The 24,646-nt window shown below is 71.2% G+C and carries 22 protein-coding genes and 1 tRNA gene; 8 read left to right on the forward strand and 15 right to left on the reverse strand.

Features of this window, described 5'->3' with window-relative positions:
* Positions 1-55: 55 nt before the first annotated feature.
* Positions 56-955 (reverse strand): transketolase family protein, encoded by a 900-nt coding sequence (locus ACIRJR_RS19510; RefSeq protein ID WP_403782022.1) that lies wholly within the window; start codon positions 953-955, stop codon positions 56-58.
* A gap of 34 nt (positions 956-989) precedes the next feature.
* A complete protein-coding gene (locus ACIRJR_RS19515; RefSeq protein ID WP_403782024.1) occupies positions 990-1,691 on the reverse strand; it encodes a transketolase in 702 nt (233 codons plus the stop codon).
* Between the two features lie 130 nt (positions 1,692-1,821).
* On the opposite strand from ACIRJR_RS19515, the gene ACIRJR_RS19520 reads away from it, so the two are divergent.
* Together ACIRJR_RS19520 and ACIRJR_RS19525 are read left to right on the forward strand one after the other, a co-directional pair.
* Positions 1,822-1,895 (forward strand) — tRNA-Pro (locus ACIRJR_RS19520).
* 304 nt (positions 1,896-2,199) lie between these two features.
* Complete coding sequence (locus tag ACIRJR_RS19525) at positions 2,200-3,462, forward strand: DUF6357 family protein (protein ID WP_403782027.1); 1,263 nt, start codon at positions 2,200-2,202, stop codon at positions 3,460-3,462.
* A gap of 166 nt (positions 3,463-3,628) precedes the next feature.
* Here the strand turns inward: ACIRJR_RS19525 and ACIRJR_RS19530 are convergent, their stop codons facing one another.
* The gene (locus ACIRJR_RS19530; RefSeq protein ID WP_403782030.1) at positions 3,629-4,888 is read right to left on the reverse strand and encodes an LAETG motif-containing sortase-dependent surface protein; all 1,260 of its coding nucleotides are present in this window, start codon (positions 4,886-4,888) and stop codon (positions 3,629-3,631) included.
* 306 nt (positions 4,889-5,194) lie between these two features.
* Complete coding sequence (locus ACIRJR_RS19535) at positions 5,195-6,115, reverse strand: DUF2510 domain-containing protein (protein WP_403782033.1); 921 nt, start codon at positions 6,113-6,115, stop codon at positions 5,195-5,197.
* Between the two features lie 422 nt (positions 6,116-6,537).
* Here ACIRJR_RS19535 and ACIRJR_RS19540 point away from each other — a divergent pair, with 422 nt between their 5' ends.
* From ACIRJR_RS19540 to ACIRJR_RS19555, 4 genes are all read left to right on the forward strand, one after another.
* Entirely contained in the window at positions 6,538-7,269 is a 732-nt protein-coding gene (locus tag ACIRJR_RS19540) for a FadR/GntR family transcriptional regulator (RefSeq protein WP_403782036.1), read from the forward strand.
* Between the two features lie 273 nt (positions 7,270-7,542).
* The gene (locus ACIRJR_RS19545; protein ID WP_403782039.1) at positions 7,543-8,310 is read left to right on the forward strand and encodes a (Fe-S)-binding protein; all 768 of its coding nucleotides are present in this window, start codon (positions 7,543-7,545) and stop codon (positions 8,308-8,310) included.
* Positions 8,307-9,851 (forward strand): lactate utilization protein B, encoded by a 1,545-nt coding sequence (locus ACIRJR_RS19550; protein WP_403782042.1) that lies wholly within the window; start codon positions 8,307-8,309, stop codon positions 9,849-9,851. Before ACIRJR_RS19545 ends, ACIRJR_RS19550 begins: the two co-directional genes overlap by 4 nt.
* Positions 9,848-10,483: a lactate utilization protein C gene (locus ACIRJR_RS19555; protein WP_403782045.1), complete on the forward strand. Its 636-nt coding sequence runs from the start codon at positions 9,848-9,850 to the stop codon at positions 10,481-10,483. Before ACIRJR_RS19550 ends, ACIRJR_RS19555 begins: the two co-directional genes overlap by 4 nt.
* 13 nt (positions 10,484-10,496) lie before the next feature.
* Here the strand turns inward: ACIRJR_RS19555 and ACIRJR_RS19560 are convergent, their stop codons facing one another.
* From ACIRJR_RS19560 to ACIRJR_RS19570, 3 genes are all read right to left on the reverse strand, one after another.
* Positions 10,497-10,631 carry a hypothetical protein gene (locus ACIRJR_RS19560; protein WP_403782048.1) on the reverse strand — a complete coding sequence of 45 codons (135 nt, stop codon included), beginning with the start codon at positions 10,629-10,631 and terminating at the stop codon, positions 10,497-10,499.
* A gap of 187 nt (positions 10,632-10,818) precedes the next feature.
* Complete coding sequence (locus ACIRJR_RS19565; protein ID WP_403782833.1) at positions 10,819-11,484, reverse strand: fascin domain-containing protein; 666 nt, start codon at positions 11,482-11,484, stop codon at positions 10,819-10,821.
* A 422-nt stretch (positions 11,485-11,906) separates the two neighbouring features.
* A complete protein-coding gene (locus ACIRJR_RS19570) occupies positions 11,907-12,305 on the reverse strand; it encodes a MarR family winged helix-turn-helix transcriptional regulator (RefSeq protein ID WP_403782836.1) in 399 nt (132 codons plus the stop codon).
* A gap of 167 nt (positions 12,306-12,472) precedes the next feature.
* Here ACIRJR_RS19570 and ACIRJR_RS19575 point away from each other — a divergent pair, with 167 nt between their 5' ends.
* Positions 12,473-13,402, forward strand: coding sequence for a nitroreductase/quinone reductase family protein (locus tag ACIRJR_RS19575; RefSeq protein ID WP_403782051.1), 930 nt, complete (start codon positions 12,473-12,475; stop codon positions 13,400-13,402).
* A 6-nt stretch (positions 13,403-13,408) separates the two neighbouring features.
* Here the strand turns inward: ACIRJR_RS19575 and ACIRJR_RS19580 are convergent, their stop codons facing one another.
* The 6 genes from ACIRJR_RS19580 to ACIRJR_RS19605 all read right to left on the reverse strand — a co-directional run bounded on the left by ACIRJR_RS19580 (position 13,409) and on the right by ACIRJR_RS19605 (position 20,877).
* Positions 13,409-15,301 carry a DUF2264 domain-containing protein gene (locus ACIRJR_RS19580; protein WP_403782055.1) on the reverse strand — a complete coding sequence of 631 codons (1,893 nt, stop codon included), beginning with the start codon at positions 15,299-15,301 and terminating at the stop codon, positions 13,409-13,411.
* On the reverse strand, positions 15,298-16,326 hold the full coding sequence (locus ACIRJR_RS19585; protein WP_403782058.1) for a hydroxyacid dehydrogenase: 1,029 nt from the start codon (positions 16,324-16,326) through the stop codon (positions 15,298-15,300). The genes ACIRJR_RS19580 and ACIRJR_RS19585 overlap by 4 nt, the downstream gene beginning before the upstream one ends.
* Before the next feature lie 37 nt (positions 16,327-16,363).
* Complete coding sequence (locus ACIRJR_RS19590; RefSeq protein WP_403782061.1) at positions 16,364-17,239, reverse strand: carbohydrate ABC transporter permease; 876 nt, start codon at positions 17,237-17,239, stop codon at positions 16,364-16,366.
* A complete protein-coding gene (locus ACIRJR_RS19595; RefSeq protein ID WP_403782064.1) occupies positions 17,236-18,237 on the reverse strand; it encodes a carbohydrate ABC transporter permease in 1,002 nt (333 codons plus the stop codon). The genes ACIRJR_RS19590 and ACIRJR_RS19595 overlap by 4 nt, the downstream gene beginning before the upstream one ends.
* Before the next feature lie 48 nt (positions 18,238-18,285).
* The gene (locus tag ACIRJR_RS19600; protein WP_403782067.1) at positions 18,286-19,653 is read right to left on the reverse strand and encodes an ABC transporter substrate-binding protein; all 1,368 of its coding nucleotides are present in this window, start codon (positions 19,651-19,653) and stop codon (positions 18,286-18,288) included.
* Between the two features lie 102 nt (positions 19,654-19,755).
* The gene (locus ACIRJR_RS19605) at positions 19,756-20,877 is read right to left on the reverse strand and encodes a substrate-binding domain-containing protein (protein WP_403782070.1); all 1,122 of its coding nucleotides are present in this window, start codon (positions 20,875-20,877) and stop codon (positions 19,756-19,758) included.
* Positions 20,878-21,023: 146 nt separating this feature from the next.
* On the opposite strand from ACIRJR_RS19605, the gene ACIRJR_RS19610 reads away from it, so the two are divergent.
* On the forward strand, positions 21,024-21,791 hold the full coding sequence (locus ACIRJR_RS19610) for a sulfite exporter TauE/SafE family protein (RefSeq protein ID WP_403782073.1): 768 nt from the start codon (positions 21,024-21,026) through the stop codon (positions 21,789-21,791).
* Positions 21,792-21,813: 22 nt separating this feature from the next.
* On the opposite strand, the gene ACIRJR_RS19615 is transcribed toward ACIRJR_RS19610, so the two are convergent.
* Both ACIRJR_RS19615 and ACIRJR_RS19620 read right to left on the reverse strand, forming a co-directional pair.
* Entirely contained in the window at positions 21,814-23,343 is a 1,530-nt protein-coding gene (locus ACIRJR_RS19615; protein WP_403782076.1) for an amino acid permease, read from the reverse strand.
* Positions 23,344-23,439: 96 nt separating this feature from the next.
* The gene (locus ACIRJR_RS19620) at positions 23,440-24,447 is read right to left on the reverse strand and encodes a hypothetical protein (RefSeq protein ID WP_403782079.1); all 1,008 of its coding nucleotides are present in this window, start codon (positions 24,445-24,447) and stop codon (positions 23,440-23,442) included.
* Positions 24,448-24,646: the final 199 nt, after the last annotated feature.

Below are 24,646 nucleotides of genomic sequence, written 5' to 3' on the forward strand. Positions count from 1 at the left end.
GGGGCCTCCGGGGCCTCCGGAGGCGGGGCGGCCGCCGGTGGACGGCTGAGGCGGCTCAGAGGCGCAGGAACGCGGCGATCCGCCGCCGCAGGGACTCCGCGTCGAGCCCGTGCGCCACGAGGTGCTCCGCCATCTGTCCGTACCTGCGCAGTTCCCTCCTGCCCACACCCAGTCCGAGGACCCGGTGATCCACATCGGCCAGGGCGTCGTTGGCCGCGGCCGTGGACGTTCCCGCCAGGTAGGGCTCGACGAGCACGACGTACGCCGCGGTGCCCCCGCCGGCCGCGCGGCGGAGCCCCGCCGCGTCGAAGGGGCGCACGGTCGTCGCGTACAGCACCGTCACGTCCAGGCCGCTGGTCGCGGTCAGGACGTCGTCGAGCATCGGCCCCACGGCGATCACCACCCCGCCCCTGCCCTGCCGCACGGTGCTGAAGCCGGGCTCCGCCACCGTGCGGCCCGTGCTGTTCGACTGGAGGGAGAGACGCACGTAGGCGCGGTCGTCCCCCGTGACGGCCCGCCGCAGCAGGGCCTCGGCCTCGTCGGGATGGCCCGGCACGTGAACCGTCCAGCCGTCGAGCGTGTCGAGGAGGGCGACATCGCCAGGTGCCATGTGGGTGAATCCGCCGGCCGGCCAGTCGTACGAGCCTCCTGCGCTCACGAGCACGCCGCCCACGCCCTGGTGCCCCAGGTCCAGCTTCACCTGCTCGAACGGGCGCTCCACGAGGAAGCTCGCGAAGGTGTGCATGATCGGCCGCACACCCGTCAGGGCCATCCCGGCGCCCGCGCCGATGAGCAGCTGCTCCCTGATCCCCACGTTGACCACCCGGTCCGGGTGGGCCCGCTCGGCCCGCTCGAAGCCGTCGCGGCTGATTTCGGCGAGCACCAGGGCGAGGCGGGGGTCCTCGTCCAGCAGTCGGGTCGTGGTGGCGATGAAGCGGTCGCGCATGGTGTCCATGGGTATTTCCTCCGTCGTCCTCGGGCGGGGCCGGTCAGCGCTTGGGGGCCACGCGGGCGATCACCGCGTGCGGCCGGCCGGGGTGCGGTGCTGTGAAGGCGGCGTGCAGTGCCTCGTGGTCCCGGCCGTCCACGGTCCGCGCGGACCAGCCGGCGGCCTCGAACCGGGCGGCGATGCCGCCGAGCCGGGCGTGCGACGCCGAGGCGTTGTCGATCACCACGGTGTGCAGCTGCTCGAGCGCGGCCGGACCCGCGTAGGCGATCGCCTCGTGGTTGCTGCCCTCGTCCAGCTCGGCGTCACCGGTCAGCACCCACACGCGGGGGCCCGTCAGCCCCTGGGCCCGCAGCCCCAGCACGTTCCCCACGGCGAGTGGGAGTCCGTGGCCGAGCGATCCGCTGCCGATCTCGGCGCCGGGCACGAGCAGCCGGTCGGGATGGTGTCCCAGTGGTGAGTCGTACGAACCGAAGCCCGTGAGCAGTTCCTCGCCGAAGAAGCCGCGTGCGGCGAGCACGGCGTAGTACGCCATGGGGCCGTGCCCCTTGGAGAGCAGGAAGCGGTCGCGGCCGGGTGAGCCGATGGTGGCGGGGGAGACCCTCAGCACCCGGTCGTACAGGACCCAGAGGGCGTCCAGCGTCGAGGTCGCGGCCGGACCGTGCTTCTCGTCACCGGTCATGAGGCTCATCAGCCGGTCCAGCTCGTCATAGCCGTGCACCGGCGGGAGTGTCGTTGGCGTCATGCGGCTCAGCGTTCGACATCAACCATGGTTGAGGTCAAGTGGCAGGAAACGGGTTCGTGAGCACCGGTGTAAGTGCGGTATTGTTCTCATGCGCGTTCAGCCAGGGGGAAACCCCAGGTCAGGCGGGCAGCGGGACGTAGCGCAGCTTGGTAGCGCACTTGACTGGGGGTCAAGGGGTCGCAGGTTCAAATCCTGTCGTCCCGACTCGTGAGAGTCGTGTTCGAGGGCCGGTATCGGAGTCATCCGATACCGGCCCTCGACCGTTCTCGGGACCGGTCCGGGACCGGCACGCTCGACCGGGGGCCGCGGGTCACGACGACCGGGTTCGGCAGCGAGGCCGCTTGCGCCGCCGAGGCCCCGGGGCCCATCCGCCGCCCGCGGCGGTGACACGGGCGGATCCCGCCACTGTCGGCGCGACCGCTGTCCTTGGCCCGGGTGGTTACGAGAGCCGCTGGTCAGATCGGTACGCGGTACTCGCTGTCTTCGTCCGATGGGGAAGACTGAGTCCATGAGCGACATCGTTTTCACGCGCCGGAGCGGCTGGATACCGAACGTGATCCGCGAGAGCGGCGAGCTGAAGTTGACGCTCGGTGCCGGTGCGGACGCCAACCACGCGCCTCGCACGTTCACGTTCCCGATCGGGGACGCCCATCTCGCCGTGATCCGGGAGGACCTGGCACGGCACCTGCTTCTGTGGAGCGCGGTCCTTCCGCTGTGCGACGCCGCCGGAACCGGGGGCCCGCTCGACGAGGACGCGGCCGTCGCACTCCTGGACCCGATCCTCCTCTCCGCACCCGCGGACGTCGACGCGCTCTTCCGGCGCATCCAGTGGGACAGGGGCCGGCTGGTCGCGCACGGAGCCGACCTCGATCTGCTCGAGCGCGGTCAGGTCTGCGCGGCGATGCGCGCCGCGACGGAGACGTCCGACGGGAGGCGGGCCCAGGAGTACGACGCGAGCCGCCGTCGCGCCCAGCGCGGAGTGGTGCTCGGGCCGCTCGACGCCGCGATTCTGATGTACACCGGCCAGTACCTGCACGGTGCGACGGTTCCGAGGCGGACGCCCGACGCCGTCGACCCCGCGTTGCTGCCCGAGGTCATGGGTGTGATCGCCACCGCGGAGCGGGCCTGCGCCGGAATGCGGATCAGCCGCGATCCGCGACGGGGGAAGCGTGCCACCGACAAGCGCGACTGGGATCGGATGACGACGGCGGTCGACGCGGCCGTGCGCCGCGCACACCCTGAACTCGTCGATGACGCGGTGCGCAGCGTGAGCTTCCTGATGTGCTCGGAGGCCACGGACCGCTCCAGGAACGAGCCCATGGAGGATGAGGAGACGGCTGCTGACGACCGCGCCGGCTCCGGAGGCGGTGTGCGGAAGACGCTCCTGTCGTTCACCGACGACAAGGGCGTCGAGAAGAAGTGGCTCGCCGGCGGTCCCCGCACCGCCCCGGCGGAGTTCTGGGAGTTCGTCGGGGACCGCTCCGCCGCGGACAACGAAGTGTTCACCATCGAGGACGAGGAGCGGGGCGAAGGGATCCAGCTCCACTTCTACGCGGATTCCATCGCCCGGATCACGACGGTGCGCGCGGGTGAGGGCGGGGCGGATCCGGAGTACCGGGTCGAGTACGGCCTGGTCGACGGGATCGGTGGGTACCGGACCCTCGTGAGCGCCTTCGTCCGCGGCGGCTGCGCCGCACTCGACCCGCACGGCCCGTGGATGCCGGACGCCGCTGAGTTCGAGCGCGCACGCCGGCGGCGCGCCGCCGAGTAGTCCCAGTCCCGGCTGAGCCCGTGCACGCTCCGAGGGCCCCGGTTCCCTTGGGGCGTCCCGCACGCTCCCCGTGAAGTCTCCTGACGGTGCCGCCCCTGTCGGGAAACGCCTGTCGCGCGGCGGTGGGCCCCCGGCCTGCCGACCGGGGCCACCGCCGTGTGCCGTGTCAGCCCAGGTTCTGGGCACGGCGGCGGCGCACCGCGAGGAGGGTGCCCCCGCCCGCGATCACGGCTGCCGCGGCGACGCCAGCGACGGCCGTCGTGGAGGAGGAGCCGGTGGCCGCCAGCTGGCTGCTGTTCGCGACCGACTGGTTACCACCGGTCGAGCCGCCGGATCCGGTCGAGCCGCCGGATGCGGTCGAGCCGGTCGATCCCGTGGAGCCGCCGGACCCGGTGGAGCCGCCCGAGCCGGTGGACCCGCCCGACCCGCCGGAGCCGCCGGAGCCGGTGGAGCCGCCCGACCCGCTGTCCTTCACATCCAGCGTGATGTCCGCCTTGTCGTTGCCCTTGTCCGGGTCGAACGGCCGCGGCGCGGTGCCCAGTGCCACCGAGCCCTTGGCACCCTCCACCTTCTTGTCGATCTTCAGCTTGAACGTGTAGTCCCCGCCCTCGCCCTCGTTGATCCACCGCTGGTTGGTCCCGCACACATAGGTCGCGCCCTCCGCTTCGCAGAAGCCGTCGGCCTTGACGACGGACGTGCCGGCCGGGAGTGTGATCCGGACTTCGGGCAGCGGGTCGCCTTCGTCGGTCAGCACCCAGGCGGGACCCGCGTTGGTGAACTTCGTGTTCAGCGTCACCGTGTCGCCCGGGCTGCCCGCGAGCTCGGCACCCTCGACCTGGAAGTCGGCGGTGTTGACCGAGGAGACCGTCGCGTCGACGCCGCTGCCGGTGGCCTCGCCGCCGCCCGGGCTCTCGACCAGCTTCACCGCGGGGCCGGTTCCGTCCGTCGGCGCGGTGGCGGCATCGTCCAGACTCGGGACGGTGTCCCAGACGGTCACGCGCAGCTTGTCGTTGAGCGCGTTGCCGAGCGCCTTGATCGCGAGGGGCTTCTCCGGGGTGTAGTCGGCACCGGGCTCCACCGACTGGTCGAACGCGCAGACCACGTTCGACTTGGCCGTCATCTCGTCGTAGGAGGGAACCTGGTGCGCCTGGCAGTTGGACGGAATCTGCGCGTAGTCCAGTCCACGGGTGACGGAGTACACGATCCAGACCTTGTCGGCGGCCGCGGTGCCCTTGTTCGTCACGACGACGGGCTGGTCGAAGGTGCTGCCCGGCTTCACGCCGTCGACCGGAGCGATGTTCTCCAGGGCCAGATCGGGAGCGGTGTCAGCGGCGAACGCGGTGGGGGCGACGCCCAGTGTCATCAGGCCCGCGGCGCTCAGAGCGGCGGCGGCGACGCGGACGGAACGGTGGGGGGGAATCGGCATCGAAATGAACCTCTGTCGTACGCAGTTGGGCGGGAGGAATCCCAGGGAATGAACAGTCCTTCGGTATTCGAGACTGTTCTCGACTGCGATCGGTTGCGTTCGCGGGGCCTGCTTGTGTGACCCATGGGTCGCACGTGCCCGCCCGCGGATCCGTTCCAGGGCGTCGGGGAGGGCCGGGCGGACCCGGCGGTTCCGCGGCGGCGCGGGTGGGCGACCGGTACGGCCGGAGGCCGCGCCGGAGGTGTCCGGCGCGGCCTCGTACGGCTCTCCGTCAGGCCGCCGGGAAGCGGAAACGGTTCAGTTACTTCAGGCGGTCTCGCCCGGACCCGAACCGGAACCGGCCCCTTCGGCCTTCTTGATGCCCTTGGTGATCTCGTCCAGGACCGTCAGCTTCGGCGCGTCGGCGTTGATGTCGAAGCCGGAGCGGATGACGACCAGCATCCCCTTGACGTTGGGGGAGGGGAAGGCGAGTGACTCGACGTACCCGTCGTCGCCGTTCTTCGTCACCACCTTCCAGCGCACCGCGTAGCCCTTCTGTCCGGCGACCGTGACCGCCCCGGACTTCAGCTCCTCGTGCGAGGTGATTCCGCCGTAGACCTTCTCGCCGTACGACTCCTCGGCGTTGGTCTTGATGTCGGCCTCGGCCGCCGCCTTCGCGTTGGTCGCCTCGATCTTCAGCGCCTGCGCCGGTGCGGAGGAGACCCCGCCGCGGACGCACTTCTCCGACCCGCCGCCGGGGCAGGTGTACTCGCCGGTCTGCACCCCCGCGCCGATCGGCCCGGACTGACCGGTCCAGCCGTCGGGTACGGGGATGCTGATGCCGCTGGCCGCGTCGGTGGCGTACCCGTCCTCGGTCTGTGGCATCTGCTGGCCGGGGTCCTGTCCGCCGCCCCCCTGTCCGCCGTCCTGTCCGCCGCCTCCCTGCCCGTCGTCGCCCTGTCCGCCGGGGAGGCGGGGGCTCTCCGAGGGGGCGGGCGCCGTGGCGGACGACCCGGCGCGGTCGTCGGAGCTGTCGCCCAGCAGGTAGGCGCCGGTGCCGACGGCCGCGAGCAGGACGACGCCGGCGGCGATGCCCGCACCGATCCGTATGCGACGTCGCCGGACCGCCGCGGGGGGTATCCGGAGCTGGTCGGTCCAGCGGCTCCCGTCCCACCAGCGTTCCTGAAGGGGGCCGATTCCTGAGTGCCCGGGGTCTGGATGCCAGCCGGGCGGGGTCGTCTGGGTCACGAGAGCACCGTAGGCGCACTGGGTGAGAATCGTATGAAACGCACAGCGTGGCCGTCGTCACGTCCCGGTGCCCATGGCGGTCGGGCGGACTCCCAATTCCTCCCGCCACCGCAGCGGTTCGCCCTTCGGGGTGGCGGGTGCGTCTCGTGGGCGTCCGGCATCCGGCGCGGTGTGGAGGATGCGCGGCTCCGGAATCCCCCGGGGCAGGTCACGGGGGTCCGGAATCACCCGGGGCAGGTCACGGGCGTCCGGAATCACCCGGGGCCAGGTCACGGGCGCTTGAACGCCCGTCAGGCGGGGTGCCGCAGGAGGATGCCGCGGCCACTTCATCCCCTCCGGGTTCTGGTCCGACCACATGCGTTGTGTGACATAGTCGAGGCATGCGCATGACCCGGAACATCGCCCGGAACAGGGGGTAGCGGATGCCCGTCGAGTGGCAGCCCGTACGGCAGTCCCGCACCCATGAACTCGTGCTCCAGAGCATCGAGGAGCGGGTTTTCGCCGGAGAACTCAAGGCGGGTGACCGCCTGCCGCCCGAGAGGGAGCTCGCACCTGTGCTCGGCGTGAGCCGGTCCGCGCTGCGCGAGGCGCTCAGGGTGCTGGAGACCATCGGTGTCCTGGTCGCCCAGCCCGGCCGGGGTCCGGACTCCGGGGCGCGCATCGTCCGCAACCCCGACGACGCCCTGGGCCGGCTGCTGCGCCTCCACTTCGCGCTCGGGAGCTACAGCCTGCACGACGTCCTGGAGGCGCGCGTCGTGCTGGAACGGTCGAGCTGGGAGGCCGCAGCGCGCCATGCCGGGGCCGAGGACCTCGACGCGGCGGCGGAACTCGTCCGGCGGATGGGGGAGCCGGACGTGGGCGTGGCCGAATTCAACGACCTCGACACTCGCTTCCACGTGCTGATCGCCGGCAGCTCGGGCAACGCGCTCACCTCCACGCTCACCTCGGCGGTGCGTGAGTCCGTCCGCCCGCTGATCCTGCGGGCGCTGGAGGAGACCGAGGACTGGCCGGAGACGGCGGGCGCCCTCAACGCCCAGCACGCGCGGCTGCTCCGGCTGGTGCGCGAGGGGCGGGGAGGCGAGGCGGCCGACCTGGTCGAGGAGCACATCCGGGGCCTCCACGGAACGCTGGTGGACGAGAACGGCGCCTCGTAGGGGCCGCGCGACTGCGGGTGAAAGGGAGTGGGGGGGGGGGGGGGGGCCCCCCCCCCCCCCCCAACCCCCCCCCCCCCCCGCCGGGGGGGGCCCCCCCCGGCCCCCCCGGGCCCCCGCGCGTGTTGTGTGGGGGAAAAAAGAAAGGGGTGGGGGCGGTGCACAGGCACCGCCCCCACTCCCTTTCCGCTCTCCTTCCGGCCGGGCGTGCCCGAACGCTTCCCCATGCGGACCGAGGCTAGTATGGTCGGACCATAAATCGACCGGGGAGGTCCCATGCGCATCGGACTCTTCGCCACCTGCCTGGGGGACACGCTCTTCCCGGAGGCGGTCAGATCCACCGCGGTGCTGCTCGCCCGCCTGGGCCACGAGGTGGTCTTCCCGCCGGGCCAGACCTGCTGCGGCCAGATGCACGTCAACACCGGCTACCAGCGCGAACCCGTCCCCCTGGTACGCAACTTCGCCGAGCAGTTCGGGGACGCGTCGATCGAGGCCGTCGTCATGCCGTCCGGTTCGTGCGCCGGCTCCGTCCGCCACCAGCACGAGCTCGTCGCCGAGCGGTACGGGGACGCCGCGCTGCGCGCCGGGGTCGCCACGGTCAAGGCGAAGACGTACGAGCTCTCCGAACTCCTCGTCGACGTCCTCGGCGTCACCCAGGTCGGCGCCTACTTCCCGCACCGGGTCACCTACCACCCGACCTGCCACTCCCTGCGCATGCTCAGGGTGGGTGACAAGCCGCTGGAACTGCTGCGCGCCGTCGAGGGGATCGATCTGGTCGAGCTCCCCGAGGCCGACTCGTGCTGCGGTTTCGGCGGCACGTTTGCCGTCAAGAACGCCGAGACCTCCACGGCGATGCTCCAGGACAAGATGCGCAACATCGCCGACACCAAGGCCGATGTGTGCTCCGCCGGGGACTCCTCCTGCCTGATGCACATCGGCGGCGGGCTCTCCCGCATCAGGTCCGGTACACGCACCCTGCACCTCGCCCAGATCCTGGGGTCCACCCGCACCGCGCCGTACGCCCTGATGGAGGCCGCCCGATGAGTACGTTCCTCGGCATGCCCGCCGCCCCGCCCCGCTCCCCGTACGGCACGGGAAATCTGCGCGGCGACAGGAAGTTCCCCGAGGCGGCCCACGACGAACTCCGCAACGAGCAGCTCCGCGGCAATCTCGGCAGGGCCACCCGCACCATCCGGACCAAGCGCCTCAACGTGACCGGGGAGCTTCCCGACTGGGAGCCGCTGCGCGACGCGGGGTCGGCCGTCAAGACCGACACCATGAACAGGCTTCCCGAACTCCTGGAGCAGTTGGAGCGTAAGGTCACCGAGCACGGGGGCACCGTCCACTGGGCGCGCGACGGCGTCGAGGCCAACGAGATCGTCACCCGGCTGATCCGCGCCACCGGCAGCAGCGACGTCATCAAGGTCAAGTCGATGGCCACCCAGGAGATCGGCCTCAACGAGCACCTCGAAGCGGCCGGCATCACGCCGTACGAGACCGATCTGGCCGAGCTCATCGTGCAGCTCGCCGACGACAAGCCCTCGCACATCCTGGTGCCCGCGATCCACCGCAACCGCGACGAGATCCGGCAGATCTTCCTCGACGAGATCCCCGGCGTCGACCCGGACCTCGACAACGTGCCCGCGCACCTCGCCGCCGCGGCCCGCGCCTACCTGCGCGAGAAGTTCATGACGACCAAGGTGGCCGTCTCCGGAGCCAACTTCGGCATCGCCGAGACCGGAACCCTCGCCGTGGTCGAGTCGGAGGGGAACGGGCGGATGTGCCTGACGCTGCCCGACACCCTCATCACCGTGATGGGCATCGAGAAGGTCCTGCCGCGCTACCAGGACCTGGAGGTCTTCCTCCAGCTGCTGCCGCGCTCCTCGACCGGTGAGCGGATGAACCCGTACACCTCGATGTGGACGGGCGTGACCCCCGGAGACGGGCCCCAGGACTTCCACCTGGTCCTCCTCGACAACGGCCGTACCGCCGCGCTGGCCGACACGATCGGCCGCGAAGCGCTCAACTGCATCCGCTGTTCGGCCTGCCTGAACGTCTGCCCCGTGTACGAGCGCGCCGGCGGCCACGCCTACGGATCGACGTACCCCGGCCCGATCGGCGCGGTCCTCACCCCGCAGCTCGCCGGCATGGACGCCGCGAAGAACGACCCCAACAGCTCGCTGCCGTACGCCTCCAGCCTCTGCGGCGCGTGCTTCGACGCCTGTCCCGTCAAGATCGACATCCCCTCGATGCTCGTCGAACTGCGCCACCAGCACACCGAACAGGCCGGCACCACGGCGGAGAAGCTCGCGATGAAGGCCGCGGCCGGGGTGATGAGGAAGCCGAAGCTCTTCACCGCGGCGCAGAAGGCCGCCGCCCTCGGGCGCGTCGTCGGTGGACGTGACGGCACCATCGCCCGGCTGCCCGCACCGCTCAGCGGCTGGAGCGACAGCCGCGACACCGCCGCACCGCCCAGGCAGTCCTTCCGCTCCTGGCTGGCATCGGCCGAGGGCGCGGAGACGATGCGGGCCGCGGCGGAGGAAGGTGCCAGGCGGACCGCCGAGGCCCCCGAGGAGGACCAGTGACCACCACCGCCCGCGACACCGTGCTCGGCCGGGTCAGGGACGCCCTGGCCATCGCGCCCGCCTCCGCCACCGAGATCCCCCGCGCCTACCGCACGGGCCGCACCCTCCCGGACGGCGAGCGTCTCGCGCTCCTGACCGACCGGCTCGTCGACTACAAGGCGGAGGTCCACCCCTGTACGGGCGACCGCACGGCCGAAGTGATCGGTGAGATCCTGCGCGAACGCGGTGCCCGGCGGATCGGGGTCCCCGACGGCCTGGACGAGCGGTGGCTCAGCGCCTACGACGGTGAGGCCCAGCGGGACTCCTCCGACATCCCCGCGCCGAGTCTCGACGACCTGGACGGCGTGGTGACCGCCTCGGCCGTCAGCTGTGCCGAGACCGGCACGATCTTCCTGGACGGATCGGCGGACCAGGGCAGGCGGGCGCTCTCCCTCGTGCCCGACCTCCATGTCTGCGTCGTCGACCTGTCCTCGGTCGTGGCCGGAGTCCCGGAGGCGGTGGCCCGGCTCGTGCCGGAACGGCCGACGACCATGATCAGCGGGCCCTCGGCGACCTCCGACATCGAACTGGAGCGGGTGGAGGGCGTCCACGGACCTCGCAACCTCGTCGTGGTGATCCGCACGGATGCCTAGCCAGATCCTCGGCCTACGAGATCAGCTCCTCGCCCGGCGGCCGGGCCGGGGCCGCTGCCGCGGTGAGACTGCCCCGGAGCGGACCCCGGTAGCCCTTGTCCGAGTCGACCACCCGGAACCACTGACGGGCTCCGCCGTTGCGGGCCACCGCTGAACGACGTTCGCCTCAGCAGCACTTGCGCCGGGCAGGCCGGTGCGGGCCGTGGTCGGCACGCGCAGGTTCTGCAGGTGCGCGGCGAAGCCGTGCTCGACCGGCGGAACGGCAGGCGTGCCGCCCGCCGGACCCCCACCTCGGTGCCCGCGCCCCACCGCGGGCACCGAGGGGCGGGACCGGGTCAGCCTTCCAGGCCGTAGAGGGTGAACTCCTCCCAGGAGCCGGTGATCTCGGTCGAGCGGGCGCGCAGCGCGTACTGGAGCGAGCCGGTGTAGCCGTTCTCCATGGCGACGAAGAGCCCGTTCAGCGTGGACTGGAGCGCAAAGCGGTCCAGGCTCTCGTTGTAGTACAGGAAGAACCGCTCCCAGCCGCCCACGCTCGTCGAGCGGGCGCGCAGGATGTTCTGTGCGTTGCCCGTGTAGTTCTTCTCGACCGCCACATAGCGGTCGTTCGCCAGCGACTTCAGCGAGACGGTCTCGGTCGCTTCGTCGAACTCGAAGACGAATCCCTCCCAGCCGCCGCCCACCTGGGCGGAGCGGGCCCGCAGGGCGCCGGTGTTCGGGGCGGCGTAATTGGCCTCGGTGGCGACGAACTTCTCGTTACGGGCCGACTGCAGGGCAAGGAGTTCCGGCTCGGCGGCCACGGCGGAGGCGCTGCGGCCTGCGGCGGGCGGGGCCTGCAGGGTGTCCGCGGTGTCGGTGATGTGCTGCAGTCCTGCGCCGTCCACGGCGACCCAGCCGCTGGGCACCGCGGTCGGACCATCCGCCTGCGGAGCGGCTCCTGCCAGAGGTGCGGCCAGTGCGGAGGTCGCCAGAAGGGCGCTCAGGGACAGGAATACGGACGTGATGCGTCGCACGGGTTTTCCTCACTTGTCGTCACATTGATTGCGGGCCGTGGGAAAGCCTTGCGAAGGAGTTCACGGTCGCCTCGCCGGGCGATCCGTGGAAATGAACAGCAGCAGCCCGGGCGGGTGTTCACCCATCGCCCCGTTCCGCAGCACGGCGAAGCCGCCCCCCGACTTTTCCCCACCCCCTGAAGCCGCTGTCAACGCCTCCCCAGGCGTATCGGCAGCTGCCGCACCATCAGGTGAAGCGGCCTCAGCGTAACCGCGCGACGCGATATCCGGAAATGATTTCGGGGGGTTCCGTGAAGACCCGGAAACGGTCGCCCTGAATTTCTTGTTCCGCAGTTCTCCATTAATTCAGGAGAAGTCTTTCGTTTCCCTTGTGTTCGCTCGGGAGGGTGCGTGAACGGGCCGGACGTCTGCCTTCAGTCCTCGGCGAGGCCCCGTTCGTAGGCCGTGAGCGTGTCGACGAACATCCGCCGCTGCTCGTTCGTCAGTGGGGCGAGCGCCTCCCGCCAGGCCGTCGCTCCGCGCCCCAGCCACCCGTGGATCGTGTCCCGGTGCGACTCGGAGATGCTCACGATCTTCCGGCGCCGGTCCGTCTCCGACTCCCGCCTCTCCAGGACGCCCTTCCGGCTCAACTCACTCACCATCAGGCTGACCGTCGTGGGCGCGACCTCCAGCCCCGCCGCCAGTTCGTTGACGCTCATCGGTCCGTCGAAGAGCAGGTGGGCGAGGAGTGACAGGTGACGGGGGGTGAGCGCGAGCGGCCGGAGCTCCTCAGGGACCGGGATCCGCTTCGCCCGGCCGATCACGCGCGGCATGAGGAGGAGCAGGGCGCGGATGGACTCGTCGACGTCCGGTCCGGGGTCTCCCTGTGCCGGGGCAGCGGTTGACACGGTCTCGACCTCTCTTTAGCTTTGACGTCAAAGATAATTTGCTTTCGAAGCAAATAGGTGTGCGACCTGATGCTACCGGAGAGGCTGATTCCGTGACTGACCAGCACCCTTCACCCGCAGCGTTCAACCAGCAGGTCATCGAGGAGTTCCGGGCGAACGGCGGCGCCGTGGGAGGGATGTTCGAGGGGGCGCCCCTCGTCCTCCTGACCACCACGGGTGCGCGGACGGGCCGGCCCCGCACCAACCCGGCGGTGTACGCGCGTGACGGCGACAGGATCCTGGTCTTCGCCTCCAACGCGGGCGGGCCCAGGCATCCCGACTGGTACCGCAACCTGCTCGCAGATCCGAGGGTCACCGTGGAGACCGGCACCGAGGGCGGCGCCGTCGAGACGTACGCCGCCACCGCGGAGCCACTCCTGGGCGAGGAGCGTGATCGCCTCTACCGGGCGCAGTGCGAGCGCGACCCGGCCTTCAGCGCCTACCAGGCGGGCACCACCCGGGTCATTCCGGTCATCGCGCTGAACCGCCTCGATCTCTCGGACCGCGAGCACACTCGTGCGATCGGCGCGTACCTGGCCCGTGTCCACCGCGAACTCCGGGAAGAGCTCGCCGTGTTGCGTCGGGACGTCGACGACTACCTCGCCGGCCCGGCCGCAGCACAGACGGGCGTCCGGCCGGAACCGTCTCCCGGAAAGCGACTGGCCGTGCACTGCCTGGCCTTCTGCGACGCGCTGCACGCGCACCACACCGGCGAGGACGGCGCGTTCACCGACTTCGAGAAGCAGTTCCCCCAGCTCGCCCCCGCGATCGGGAGGCTCCGTGCAGAGCACCACGTCGTGGCGCAGTCCCTGCGGGACATCGAAGTGATCCTCGGGAGCCTCTCCGCACGGACGGCCGCGGGCGAGGCGGAGACGCTCAGGGCCGAACTCGCGCGTCTGGCAGCCGACCTCGAAGCCCACTTCGACCACGAGGAGCGACAGCTCCTCCCCGCACTGAGCGGAGAGGAACCGCACGCTTCGTGAGCCGGGCTAGGGGCGGTGCGTGACGCCCGGAGGGGTGAAGCGGACGAGGGTCCTCGAGCCGTCGTCGGCCCAGGAGACCTCGACGGTGTCCCCGTCGACGTTCACCCCGCTCAACGCCGCCTCCGTCGGAGCCGGGTCCGCCTCTCCCGTCAGCGAGGCCAGCGCCACCAGCAGCTCCGTTCCCTCGACGTCGGCGCTCAGCCGGGGCAGGACCGCCCACCGGGTGAACGCCGTGCCCTGCGGTGCCCGTACGTCCTCCTGTTCCTCCCAGCCGTGCAGCCCGTGCAGCGTCGAACGCACCGCGCCCCGCGGGTCCGTCGCCCAGCCCGTCAGCTCGGCGCGCGCCCCGGCGGGGGCGCCCAGGATCCGGTGGACCCGTAGCTCGAACCGTCCCCGGACGACGGTCACGCTCTCCACCCGCAGCCCGGGCACGGTCGGCGGGCCCTCGGGAAAGACCGGGGTGTGCCAGGACGCGGCCCAGCCCCAGCCCTCACCGTGCCCCGCACCCAGCGGATGGATCCGGACCCTGCTGCTGCGGGAGCCCCGGACACGTAGCGACAGGTGATTGTCCGCCGTGTTCGCCGCAGAGGTGGGGCCGGTGGCCGTCGAATAGGCGAGGCGTGCGTAGAGCGGGTCCGCCACGTTCGCCGTCTCGCCCTCGTGCGGCCGGACATGGTCGCTGCCGTGGTTGTGCAGCCGCACGATGCCGTCCGACCGCGTCGACTGCACCAGCAGTCCCGGTGAGGGCAGCGACAGCACCTGGTCGGGGCCCTCGCTGGGGGCGGGCTCCTCGTCCGCCGTCCACAGCGGGTGCTCCGCCGGGGCGAGCAGTGCGACGAAGCCCTTGGACGCCCAGTACGGCGACGAGGGACCCGAGTACCCCTGAAGCGTCGCGTCGTGCGGACCGTGCCAGCCCAGGCTCAGCAGCCCGTCCTCCCCGGCCGACCCCCGGTCCAGGAAGTACCGCAGCGAGCCGCTGACCAGCCGCCTGGAGACACCCGGCGCCAGAGGGGTGTGCCCCGACACCGCGCCCATCGCGACCGCCGCGCCCGCCGCGAAGCGATAGGTGAGCGAGCGCCCGAAGTGCATCGGGGCACCGTCCGCACCGAACATCAGCGAGAAGCTCTCCAGATGCTCCCTCAGCCGCGCCCCGTAGTGGGCGGACAGCTCCGCGTCGCCCGAGAGGTACGCGTCCAGCACGGGATACAGGTGCAGCGCCCAGCCGTTGTAGTGGTCGAAGGCGCGCCCGTCCCCGTCGGCGTACCAGCCCTCGCCGCGGTACCAGCCCTCCAGCAGGTCCAGCGCCCGCTGCCGGGCCCGTGCGGTCTCCGCGTCACCCCGGCCCACCGACTCCAGGAAGCCGGCGACGGAGAAGGGGAAGAGATACCAGTTGTTGGGAGCGGGGCTGTGCCGCAGCGCCCCGCGCAGCCATTCCTCGGCCCGGTCCTGGGTGGCCGCGTCCAGCCGGTCCCACAGCCAGGGGCGGGTCAGCCGCAGTCCGATGGCCACCGACGCCGACTCCACCATCGGCTGGCCGAACACGGTGTGGTCCAGGATCAGAGGCCAGGACTCCGCGTCGTCCCGCCCGGCCGTGCGCGTGCCGGCGGTGAGCCCGTCGGCGTACCGCTCCAGCCAGTTGTGCGGGTCCTTGCCCTCCGCGCCGGCGACCCGGAACGCGGCGGTGAGGAACGTACGGGCATAGCCCTCCAGTCCGTCGGACCGCACCCCGGAGCCGGAGGGCCGGCCGGGCAGGTCGAGCAGGGCCCTTCCGGGGGTGGCCCACTTCCACGCGGCGTCCAGCAGTCCGTCCGCCACTGCTTCCCAGTGGGCACGGGTGTAGCCGGTGCGGGGGCTCCGTCCGCGGTCTTCAGGGGGGAGAGGAAAGGGGATGGAGGTCATGCGAGGAATGCCAGCCTTTCGCGTCGTACGGGGTGGGCGAAGCCTTCGCCCGCGGCCCAGCGGGCGACCTCACCGACCGCGAGGTCGGCCAGCCGCCGTAGTTCGTTGCCCTGGGAGCCCGCGAGATGGGGGGTGATGAGGGCGTTCTCGCAGTCCCACAGGGGATGTCCGGCAGGCAGCGGGTCGGGGTCGGTGACATCGAGCACCGCCCGGATCCGGCCCCTCCGCAGGACGTCGGTGAGCGCGTCCTGGTCGACGACCGCACCCCGGGAGGTGTTGATCAGGGCGGCGTCGGGCCGCATCGAGTCCAGGAGTTCGCGGCTGACCAGCCCGGTGGTCGCGGGCAGCAGCGGTGTGTGGACGCTGACCACGTCGCTCTCCGCGAAGAGCCCGGCGAGCGTGACGGGCCGGACGCCGAGTGCGGCGGCCTCCTCGTCGGTGACGTACGGATCATGGAGCAGCACCCGCAGGTCGTAGGGCCGCAGCAGTTCGATCACCCGGCGGCCGATCAGGGAGGCGGACAGAACGCCCACCGTACGTCGGTAGTTGCCCACGTCGGGCGGTGTCGCGAGCCAGGCGTCGCGCACCCGGGCCGCCCGGAAGTCCCTGGCCCGTTCCAGGACCCGCTTTCCGGACAGCAGGATCATCGCCAGGGTGTACTCCGCCACCGGCAGGGCGTTGGCCGCCGCCGCCGACGACACCTCGATGCCCCTGTCCCAGCAGGCCTCGGTGACGTGACCGCGCACCGTGCCCGCGGTGTGCACGACCGCCCGCAGCGCGGGCGCGGAGGCCAGTACCCCCGCGTGGAGCGGTGGGCAGCCCCACCCGGTGACCAGGACCTCCGTGTCCGCGAGTACGGCACGGGCCGACCGGGTCGAGAAGTCGTCGATCGCCGGCAGGGGCGCGAGGTCGCACACCTCGGCCAGCGCCGCCAGGGAGTCCGGGGAGAGCACCGCGGCTGCGGCGTCCGCTCCCATGGCGAGTGCGGCGCGCGGCCGGCGGTGGGCGGGGGGAGTGCTGTGCATGGTTCTCCTGTGCGGTGGTCCGGGCGGGGCGGCACGGTTACTTGACGGCGCCCGCCGTCAGGCCGGACCGCCAGAAGCGCTGGAGCAGGGCGAAGGCGAGGATCAGGGGCACCACCGCGAGCAGCGAGCCCATGATCACGGCGGGGTAGTACTCGGGCGACACGGACGCGGAGCTGTTCCACGTGTACAGGCCGAGGCTGACGGGATACAGGTCCTGGTCGGAGAGCATCACCATGGGCAGGAAGAAGTTGTTCCAGATGGCGGTGAGCTGGAAGAGGAAGACGGTGACCAGCCCCGGGCCCAGCATGCGCAGCGCCACCTTGAAGTAGGCGGCCAGTTCGCCGGCGCCGTCCATCCGGGCCGCCTCCAGCACCTCGTCCGGCACGTATCCCTGGCTGAAGATCCGGCCGAGGTAGACCCCGAACGGGTTGAACAGGACGGGGACGAAGACCGCCCAGAAGGTGTTCACCAGACCGGCGCCGGACGCCATCAGGTAGAGCGGCAGGGCGAGCACCGTCTGCGGCACCATGACGGCGGCCAGCACCAGTCCGAACAGCTTCTCCTTGTGCGCGAAGCGGTACTTGTCGAAGGCGTACCCGCACGCGATGCTGATCAGCGCGCCGAGGGCCGCGCCGAGAACCGCGTACAGCAGGCTGTTGCCGTACCAGCGGCCGAACAGCCCGCCGTCCATCGCGAACAGGTCCTTCAGGTTCTGTACGAAGGAGAAGTCGCTCAGCGACAGGATGTTGCTGCTGAACAGGGCGTCCCTGTTCTTGGTGGCGGCGAGCACCAGCCAGAGCACCGGCAGCAGGGTGTACATCACCGACACGAGCACCACGAGATTGACGACGGAGCGCCCGAGGAGCCGGGGCCGCAGGGGTGCGGCGGTGCGGGATACGGTCGACGCGCTCATCGGGCGCCCTCCTCGGCGGCGTTGGAGCGGTTGGTCCAGCGGGTGACGCCGTAGGAGAGCGCGATCGTGCACAGCAGCAGGACGACCGAGGCCGCCGCCGCGAGGCCGTAGTTGTTGCGGGTGAACGCGGCGTCGTAGATGTACATGCTGGGGGAGAAACGCGAGTTGATCATCGGCGTCGACTGGCTGAGCAGCATCGGCTCGGTGAAGAGCTGGAGGGCGAAGATGAGGGTGAACATCGCGACCATCACGATCGACGAACGCACCAGGGGGGTCTTGACCTGGAGGGCCGTGCGGACGGGGCCCGCGCCGTCGACGACCGACGCCTCGATCACCTCGCGCGGGACCGCCTGCAGCGCGGCGTAGAACACGATCATGTTGTAGCCGAGGTTGCTCCACAGCGCGATGTTCACGATGGACGGGAGCACCGTGTGCACCCCGAGGAAGTCGACGGTGATGTCGGCCCTGCCGAGCAGGTCGATGACCGGGCTGATGCCGGGGGTGTACAGGTACAGCCAGATCAGGGCCGCGATGATGCCCGGCACGGCGTGCGGCAGGAAGAGCGCGAGCTGGACGGTGGCCCGCAGCCGGACCACGCCGGAGTCCAGCAGCAGCGCCAGGACGAGGGCGCCGGCCACCATCGGCGGGATGTAGACCAGGCAGTACAGGGCGACGACCCCGAGGCCGCCGAGGAAGGTCGGGTCCGCCAGCACGGCGGCGTAGTTGCGGACTCCGGCGAAGACCGTGCGCTCCGGCCCGAAGCCGAGCCCGGGCTGGTCGTCGCTGAAGAAGCTCAGGTAGACGGCGGTGCCGACCGGGATCAGGAAGACGGTCACCAGAAGGACGAAGAACGGAGTCATCAGGACGCCGCAGGCTCCGAGTTCACGCCGACGGGCGGACCTGCGGCCCGCGGGCGCGGGCGGGGCGGCGGCCGGGGTCTTCGGGGACGGCCGAGCGGGGGCGTCCGCGGCCACGGACACGGGGGTGGCGCTGGTCATGGGTGTCACCTGCCTCTCTGCTGCTGGGAAGGGGATGCGGATCACCGGTCAGGTGGAGCGCTGGGTGGTGGAGAGGCCGAGCGCCTTGAGATCCGGCATCGTTCCCTCCTGCGCCGCACGGACCGCTCCGAGGATGGAGCCCTGGCTCCCGCTCGCCCGCGCCAGTCCGTCCTTCATGATCCTTCCGGTGGCCGACATCCGGGGGCCCCAGACCCAGCCGGGCCGGATCCTGCGGGCCTCCTGCTCGAAGAGGGTGTAGATGTCCTGGCCGCCGTAGTACGTGCGGTCGAAGGCCTTGCGGCCCACGCCGACCAGCCCGGGCGCGGCGGGGTACTGGCTGCTCGCCCCGCTGGAGAGGCGGGCGCGCAGGGCGTCCGGGTGCGAGACCTGCCATTCGACGAACTCCATGGCGGCTTCGGGGTCCGCACAGTCCTTGGTGATCGCGAACGTCGATCCGCCGTGGGTCCCGACACCGGGGTCGGCCGGGTCCCACTGGGGCATCGGGGCGACCTTCCACAGGCCCTTCTGCGCGGGGCGGGCCTTCATCTGGGCACCGGCGTCCCATGCGCCGCTGAGCCGGCTGAGCACCAGGCCTTCTGCGATCTGGACGTCGCTCTGCCTGCTCTCCACGGCGTTCATGAACACCAGGTCCTGGTCGGTGAGCCGCTGCCAGTAGGCGGACACCCGCCGGGTCGGCGCATCGGCCAGCGAGAGGTTCCAGGCGCCGCCGGAGGTGTCGAACCACTGGGCCCCCGCCTGCCACGCGAACGCGGCGAGCTGGGTGTCCCCGTCCGTCGGGAAGAGAGCCATCCTGCGCTCACCGCCCTTGCGGCGGACGGCCCTCGCCGCTTCCTCGAAGTCCGCCCAGGTGCGCGGGACGCTCAGCCCGAACCGCTCGAAGAGGTCGGTGCGGTAGTGCAGCACCATCGGCTCCACGTCGAGCGGGACGCTGAACACCCGCTTCTCGAAGGTGGTCAGCTCCAGGGCCTGCGGCAGCAGCCTGGCGCGCAGCCGCTCGCCGACCAGGTCCGTGATGTCACGGCAGACCCCGTCGATGGCGAAGCCCGGGACCTGGGGGTACTCGATGGTGGCGATGTCCGGGGCGTTGCCCGCCCGGGCGGCGTTGCTGAGCTTGGCGTAACCGCCCTGGGCCCCTCCGGGGACCTGCTGGAAATCGACCTCGATGGTGTCGTGACCGCGGTTGAACGCGTCCACGACCTCCTGGCTGCCCCGCAGGGCCGACCAGAAGGTGATGCGTGTCTTTTTGCCCGTCCTGCTGCTGACGGTCCTGCCGGTACTGCTCGTGCTACCCGATCGTGTGTCTCCGCCACCACCTCCGCAGGCGCTGAGCGCGCCTGTCAGAGGCAGTGCGGCGATCGTGGCGAGCACGGATCGACGGCTCTGTCGACCAGGCATGTGCGCCTCCCGCGGCTCCTGATTCGAGACACGGGGAATACTGATCGGCTGGTCGATCGCGGTCAATAGATCGATCAAAAGAAGCGTGAAGTGTTCAATCGATCAGTCGGCCTGGCGGGGCAACGCCCCCGTCGATCCGCGTACTTCGAGACGGGGCAGGAGCTCCGTCCTGCGCACCGGACCGGTGGTGCCGGCCGGCCGGCCCAGCCGGTACAGGAGCAGTTCGGCCGCGGCCCGTCCGATCTCGGCCCTCGGCGGGGAGACTGCGGTGAGGGAGGTGCTGGCCAGGGCCGCGACCACGTCGTCGTACGCCACCACCGAGCAGTCCCGCGGCACCTCGATGCCGTTCTCCGTCAGCCGCTGGACCAGCATCAGGGCGTCCTCGTCGCCGTGCAGGACGGCGCCGGTGACGCCTCGTTCCCGCAGGTGCGCCGTGAGGTCCGGGGCCTCCTCCAGCGTGCCGGGCTCCCCGGGGCCCGCGTTCGGCGAACTCAGCACCACCGACCACTCCTCCACCTCGGGCCGGGCGGAGGCGATCTCGGCGAACGCGGCCCGTATGGCGCGCGCCGTGGGGCTGTCGTTCCTGGCCGCCAGCACGAGCCGGCGGTGGCCGAGCGAGACCAGGTGGTCCACGGCCAGGTGGATCCCGTACCAGTGGTCGGTGCACACGGTGTCCATGGCGTGCAGCACGCTGCCCGCCCGGGGCCGCCGTTCCATCATGACCGTGGGCACCCCCACGTCGGCCAGCCAGGCGTAGTCCGCCTCCTCGCCTGCCGCGCTGCGCCACCGCGGGGCGATCAGCAGACCGCGCACGCCGGCGGCCAGGGCCCTTTCCACCTGCGGTCGTTCGGCCCCGGCCATCTGCGGGGCGATGTGCAGGGTGATCCGCGCGCCCGCCTCCTCCAGCGCCGTCCTGGCGCCGTGCAGCGTCTCGTGGAGGTAGGAGTGCCGCTCGGGGACGACCAGGCCGACGGCGGCCCCCTCGCCGACGGGCTCGCCGCCGCGCGCGGCCGGCTCCGGCGTCACCGGCCCGGTGCCGCCCATCGGCCGGACCACGCCGTGCCCGCGCCGCAGCATCCCCGTCCTGGCGAGCTCCTCCACGTCCCGCCGGAGCGTGACCATCGAGACCTCCAGCTCGGAGGCGAGCGCGCTCACCTTGACCGCGCCCCGTGCGTGCACCACCGCGAGAATGCGCGTGCGCCTCGCGTCGACCGGCTCCCGCATGCTGGCCCCCTTGCCTACCGCTGTGCGATGTTCGTTTGAACGCTTACGTGAGCGATCGCAGCATAGCGAGGGACTCGCTCCCGGGAAGGTCACAGGATGGAACGATGATCCGCCGACAGGAAGATGTGTCTACCATCTGAGCTGGAATGGATACCCTCACACTCTGGCAACTGGCCGCGCTCGCCGCGGCATCGACCCTCGTCGGCTTCTCCAAGACGGCGGTCAGCGGTGCCAATACGATCAGCCTGGCGGTCTTCGCGGCCGTCCTCCCGGCCCGCGAATCCACCGGGGTGCTGCTCCCGATCCTGATCGCGGGCGACGTCCTCGCCGTGCTGGTCTACCGCCGTCACGCCCACTGGCCGACCCTGCTGCGGCTGTTCCCCGCCGTGGCCGTAGGTGTGGTGGCGGGCACCGTCTTCATGCTGTGGGCCGACGACGGCGCCGTACGCACATCGATCGGCGCGATCCTCCTCTTCATGGCGGGTGTCACCCTCTGGCGCCGGCGTGAGCGGCCCGTGCCGGCCACCGAGGGGGAGGACGAGGACGGCCCCTCACGCGGCGGGCGGTTCAAGGCCCGCTCCTACGGGGTGCTCGGCGGCTTCACCACCATGGTCGCTAACGCCGGGGGCCCCGTGATGTCGCTCTACCTGCTGTCGGCGGGCTTCCGGAAACTGGGCTTCCTCGGAACGTCGGCGTGGTTCTTCCTGATCGTCAACACCTCCAAGGTCCCCTTCAGCGTGGGACTCGGCCTGATCGACGCGCAGTCGTTGCTGCTGGACGCCGCCCTGGTGCTGTTCGTCGTCCCGGGCGCCTGGCTGGGCCGCGCCTGCGTCGGGCGGATCAACCAGAAGCTCTTCGACCGGATCGTGATCGGAGCCACCGTCCTGGGCGGCCTCCAGCTGCTGCTGCGCTGAGGACCGCCCGGGGGAGGGGCGGTCAGACGATGCCCTCGGCGATCTCCGCCTGCTCACGGGCGTTCCCGTACGCGGCCGGAGTGCTGTACGTGCGGCGCGCGACGAACCACCAGACCGTGGCCAGGACCAGGACGACGACCAGGGCGATCGACGCGTAGTTCATCGAGTCGATGGTCACCGGCGAGGACTGGGGGAGCAGGAAGATCACGGTCACGATCGCGACCCACGTCACGGCGATCCAGCCGACCGGCTTCGACCAGCGGCCCAGATGCCAGGGGCCGCGCTCGAAGCGGTCACCGGCGCGCAGCTTGAGATAGATCGGGATGGCGTACGCCGGCGTGATCCCGATGACGTTGATCGCCGTGACCGCCCCGTACGCCGTCGCCGAGTAGAGCGAGGGCACCGCCAGCAGGGCGGCGACCGCGACCGACAGCCACACGGCGGGCACGGGCGTCTGGGTACGCGCGCTCACCTTGCGCCACAGGGCGGAGCCCGGCAGCGCGTTGTCACGGCTGAAGGCGAAGACCATCCGGCTCGCGGCCGCCACCTCGGCGTTGCCGCAGAAGAGCTGGGCCGCGATGACGATCAGCAGCATGGCGGTGGCGCCCGCCGTGCCCAGTGCGTCGATCAGGATCTGGGCCGGCGGTACCCCGGTGGCGCTGTTCTGCGTGCCCGCGTAGTCCTGGATGGCGAACGTCAGCCCGGCCAGCAGGACGAACCCGGCGACCCAGGAGACCCAGATGGCCCGGACGATGCCCTTGGCCGCCGTCACGGACGCGTTGGAGGTCTCCTCGGACAGGTGGGCGGAGGCGTCGTAGCCGCAGAAGGTGTACTGCGCGAGCAGCAGACCGATCGCCGCCACGTAGATCGGGTTCTCCCAGCCCGTGCCGTTGACGAACTCGGTGAAGACGAACGACGGCGACTGGTGGTTCGAGGGCACGATCGCCAGCACCGTCACGATCACGGCGACACCGGCCAGGTGCCACCAGACGCTGATCGAGTTGAGCACGCTGACCAGGCGTACGCCGAAGAGGTTCAGCACGGCGTGCAGGAGCAGGATGCAGAGGAAGATCAGCATCGTGGAGCCGGGAGTGGGATCGAACCCCCACTGCAGGTTGAGCAGTGCGCCCGTGAACAGCGCCGCTCCGTAGTCGATTCCGGCAATGGCACCCAGCAGACCGAGAAGATTCAGCCACCCGGTGTACCAGCCCCACTTGCGGCCGCCCAGCCGGTCGGCCATGTAGTAGAGGGCCCCCGACGTCGGGTACGCGCTGGTGACCTCGGCCAGGGCCATGCCCACACAGAGCACGAACAGGCCGACACCGGCCCAGCCCCAGAGCATCACGGCCGGACCACCGGTCGACATGCCGAAGCCGTAGAGGGTCATGCAGCCGGAGAGGATCGAGATGACGGAGAAGCTGATCGCGAAGTTGCCGAAGCCGCCCATGCGACGGGCCAGCACCGGCTGGTAGCCGAGCTCACGCAGCCGCTGCTCTTCGTCCTTCTGCGGCACGGGCTCCGTGCCCGACTGGGTCGAGGCGGATATGGACATGGAGATGACCTCCGGGTGGGGGATGGGGGGACGGGAACGTACATGGGGTTCCGGCCGGGTGCGTGGATCCTCCTGGGGAACGCACGCGCCGGCCCGTCAGCCGTGCGGCTCTCTGCCGGGATCGGGCCCGGCGGTCAGACAGCGGCCGCGGGCCCGCAGGAACACGTCCTCGGCCCCGGCCGGATCATGAGGTGTGCGCGTGCGGTGGGCCCATGGGGCCGAGGTGTAGTAGGGGCCCATCGCCCGGAACACCGGCGCGGCCTCGGCGAACCGGAGCGAGCCCCACAGCGCGTGGGCGAGATGGTTGAGATCCAGAAGGGACCGGGTGGCCGGGTCGGCCGCGGCGAACCAGACACCGAGCGCACGGCGGGCGTCGCGCTCGCCGTCCTCGGTGACCCAGTGCAGGTCCAGTGCGTGTTCGTTACCGTGTTCACGGCGGTAGCGCTCCACCCGCACGTACAGCGGCAGGACATGGAGAGCGGAGCCCTCCGGGGCGGAAGAGGCCGCCCACTGGACGAAGTTGACGGCTTCCGAGAGCGTGCCGCTCGCCTGTCTCGCGTAGACGAACTGCAGCATCCGGTGGTAGGCCTCGCGATTGAACGGATCGCGCTTGTCCGCCTCCGCGAGCAGTCCCCAGGGCCCGGGGAACAGCATCGGGCCCGGCGGGAGCAGCCGGTGCTCCTCCAGGCGCTGCCCTTCGTCGATCTGCGACAGGGCGAGCAGGCAGACCCAGGGCACCGGGTCGCCGGGTGAGGCGTGCGCGGCGGAGCGGCACCCCTGCCACGCCTCCTGCCACAACCCCTGGGCGCCGGGGCGCTTCTCCCGGTGGGCACGGACGGCCCGTTCCACGGTCACCCGGGCGTGCATCACCGTCGCCGCGACACTCCGGGGCTCCTCCGCCAGCCAGGCGTGCACCGTGTCCGAACCCGCGGCCACGGCCCCGAGGACCTGGGTCCGCTGCGTCCAGAGCGCCCAGTCCGGTGTGCTCTCCAGCAGATTCCGCATGGCGAGCCAACGGCCGGTACGCAGGTCCTGTAACGCCACACGCAGGGGGTGGTCGTGTCCCGCGGGGTGGTAGACCGGTCGGAAATCACCGGCAGCCATGTATACGCCCCGCCCCTGAAAGCGTGGTGGGGGCGGGGCGGTGAGCCGGGCACCGGGGCACGGCACAGGTTCGTCTCGTCATGAATCCTCTAGCGGCGTGGGGGGTTGGGCGTTCCGGTCGTGAACATCCTTTGGTCATCGTCCGGTTGTCCACTGGGCGGTGAGTGTAGAGCTCCCCGCGCAGCCCGTCGGGCGACTT

This window comes from Streptomyces sp. NPDC102402 (genome assembly GCF_044765765.1).
Classification (GTDB): domain Bacteria; phylum Actinomycetota; class Actinomycetes; order Streptomycetales; family Streptomycetaceae; genus Streptomyces.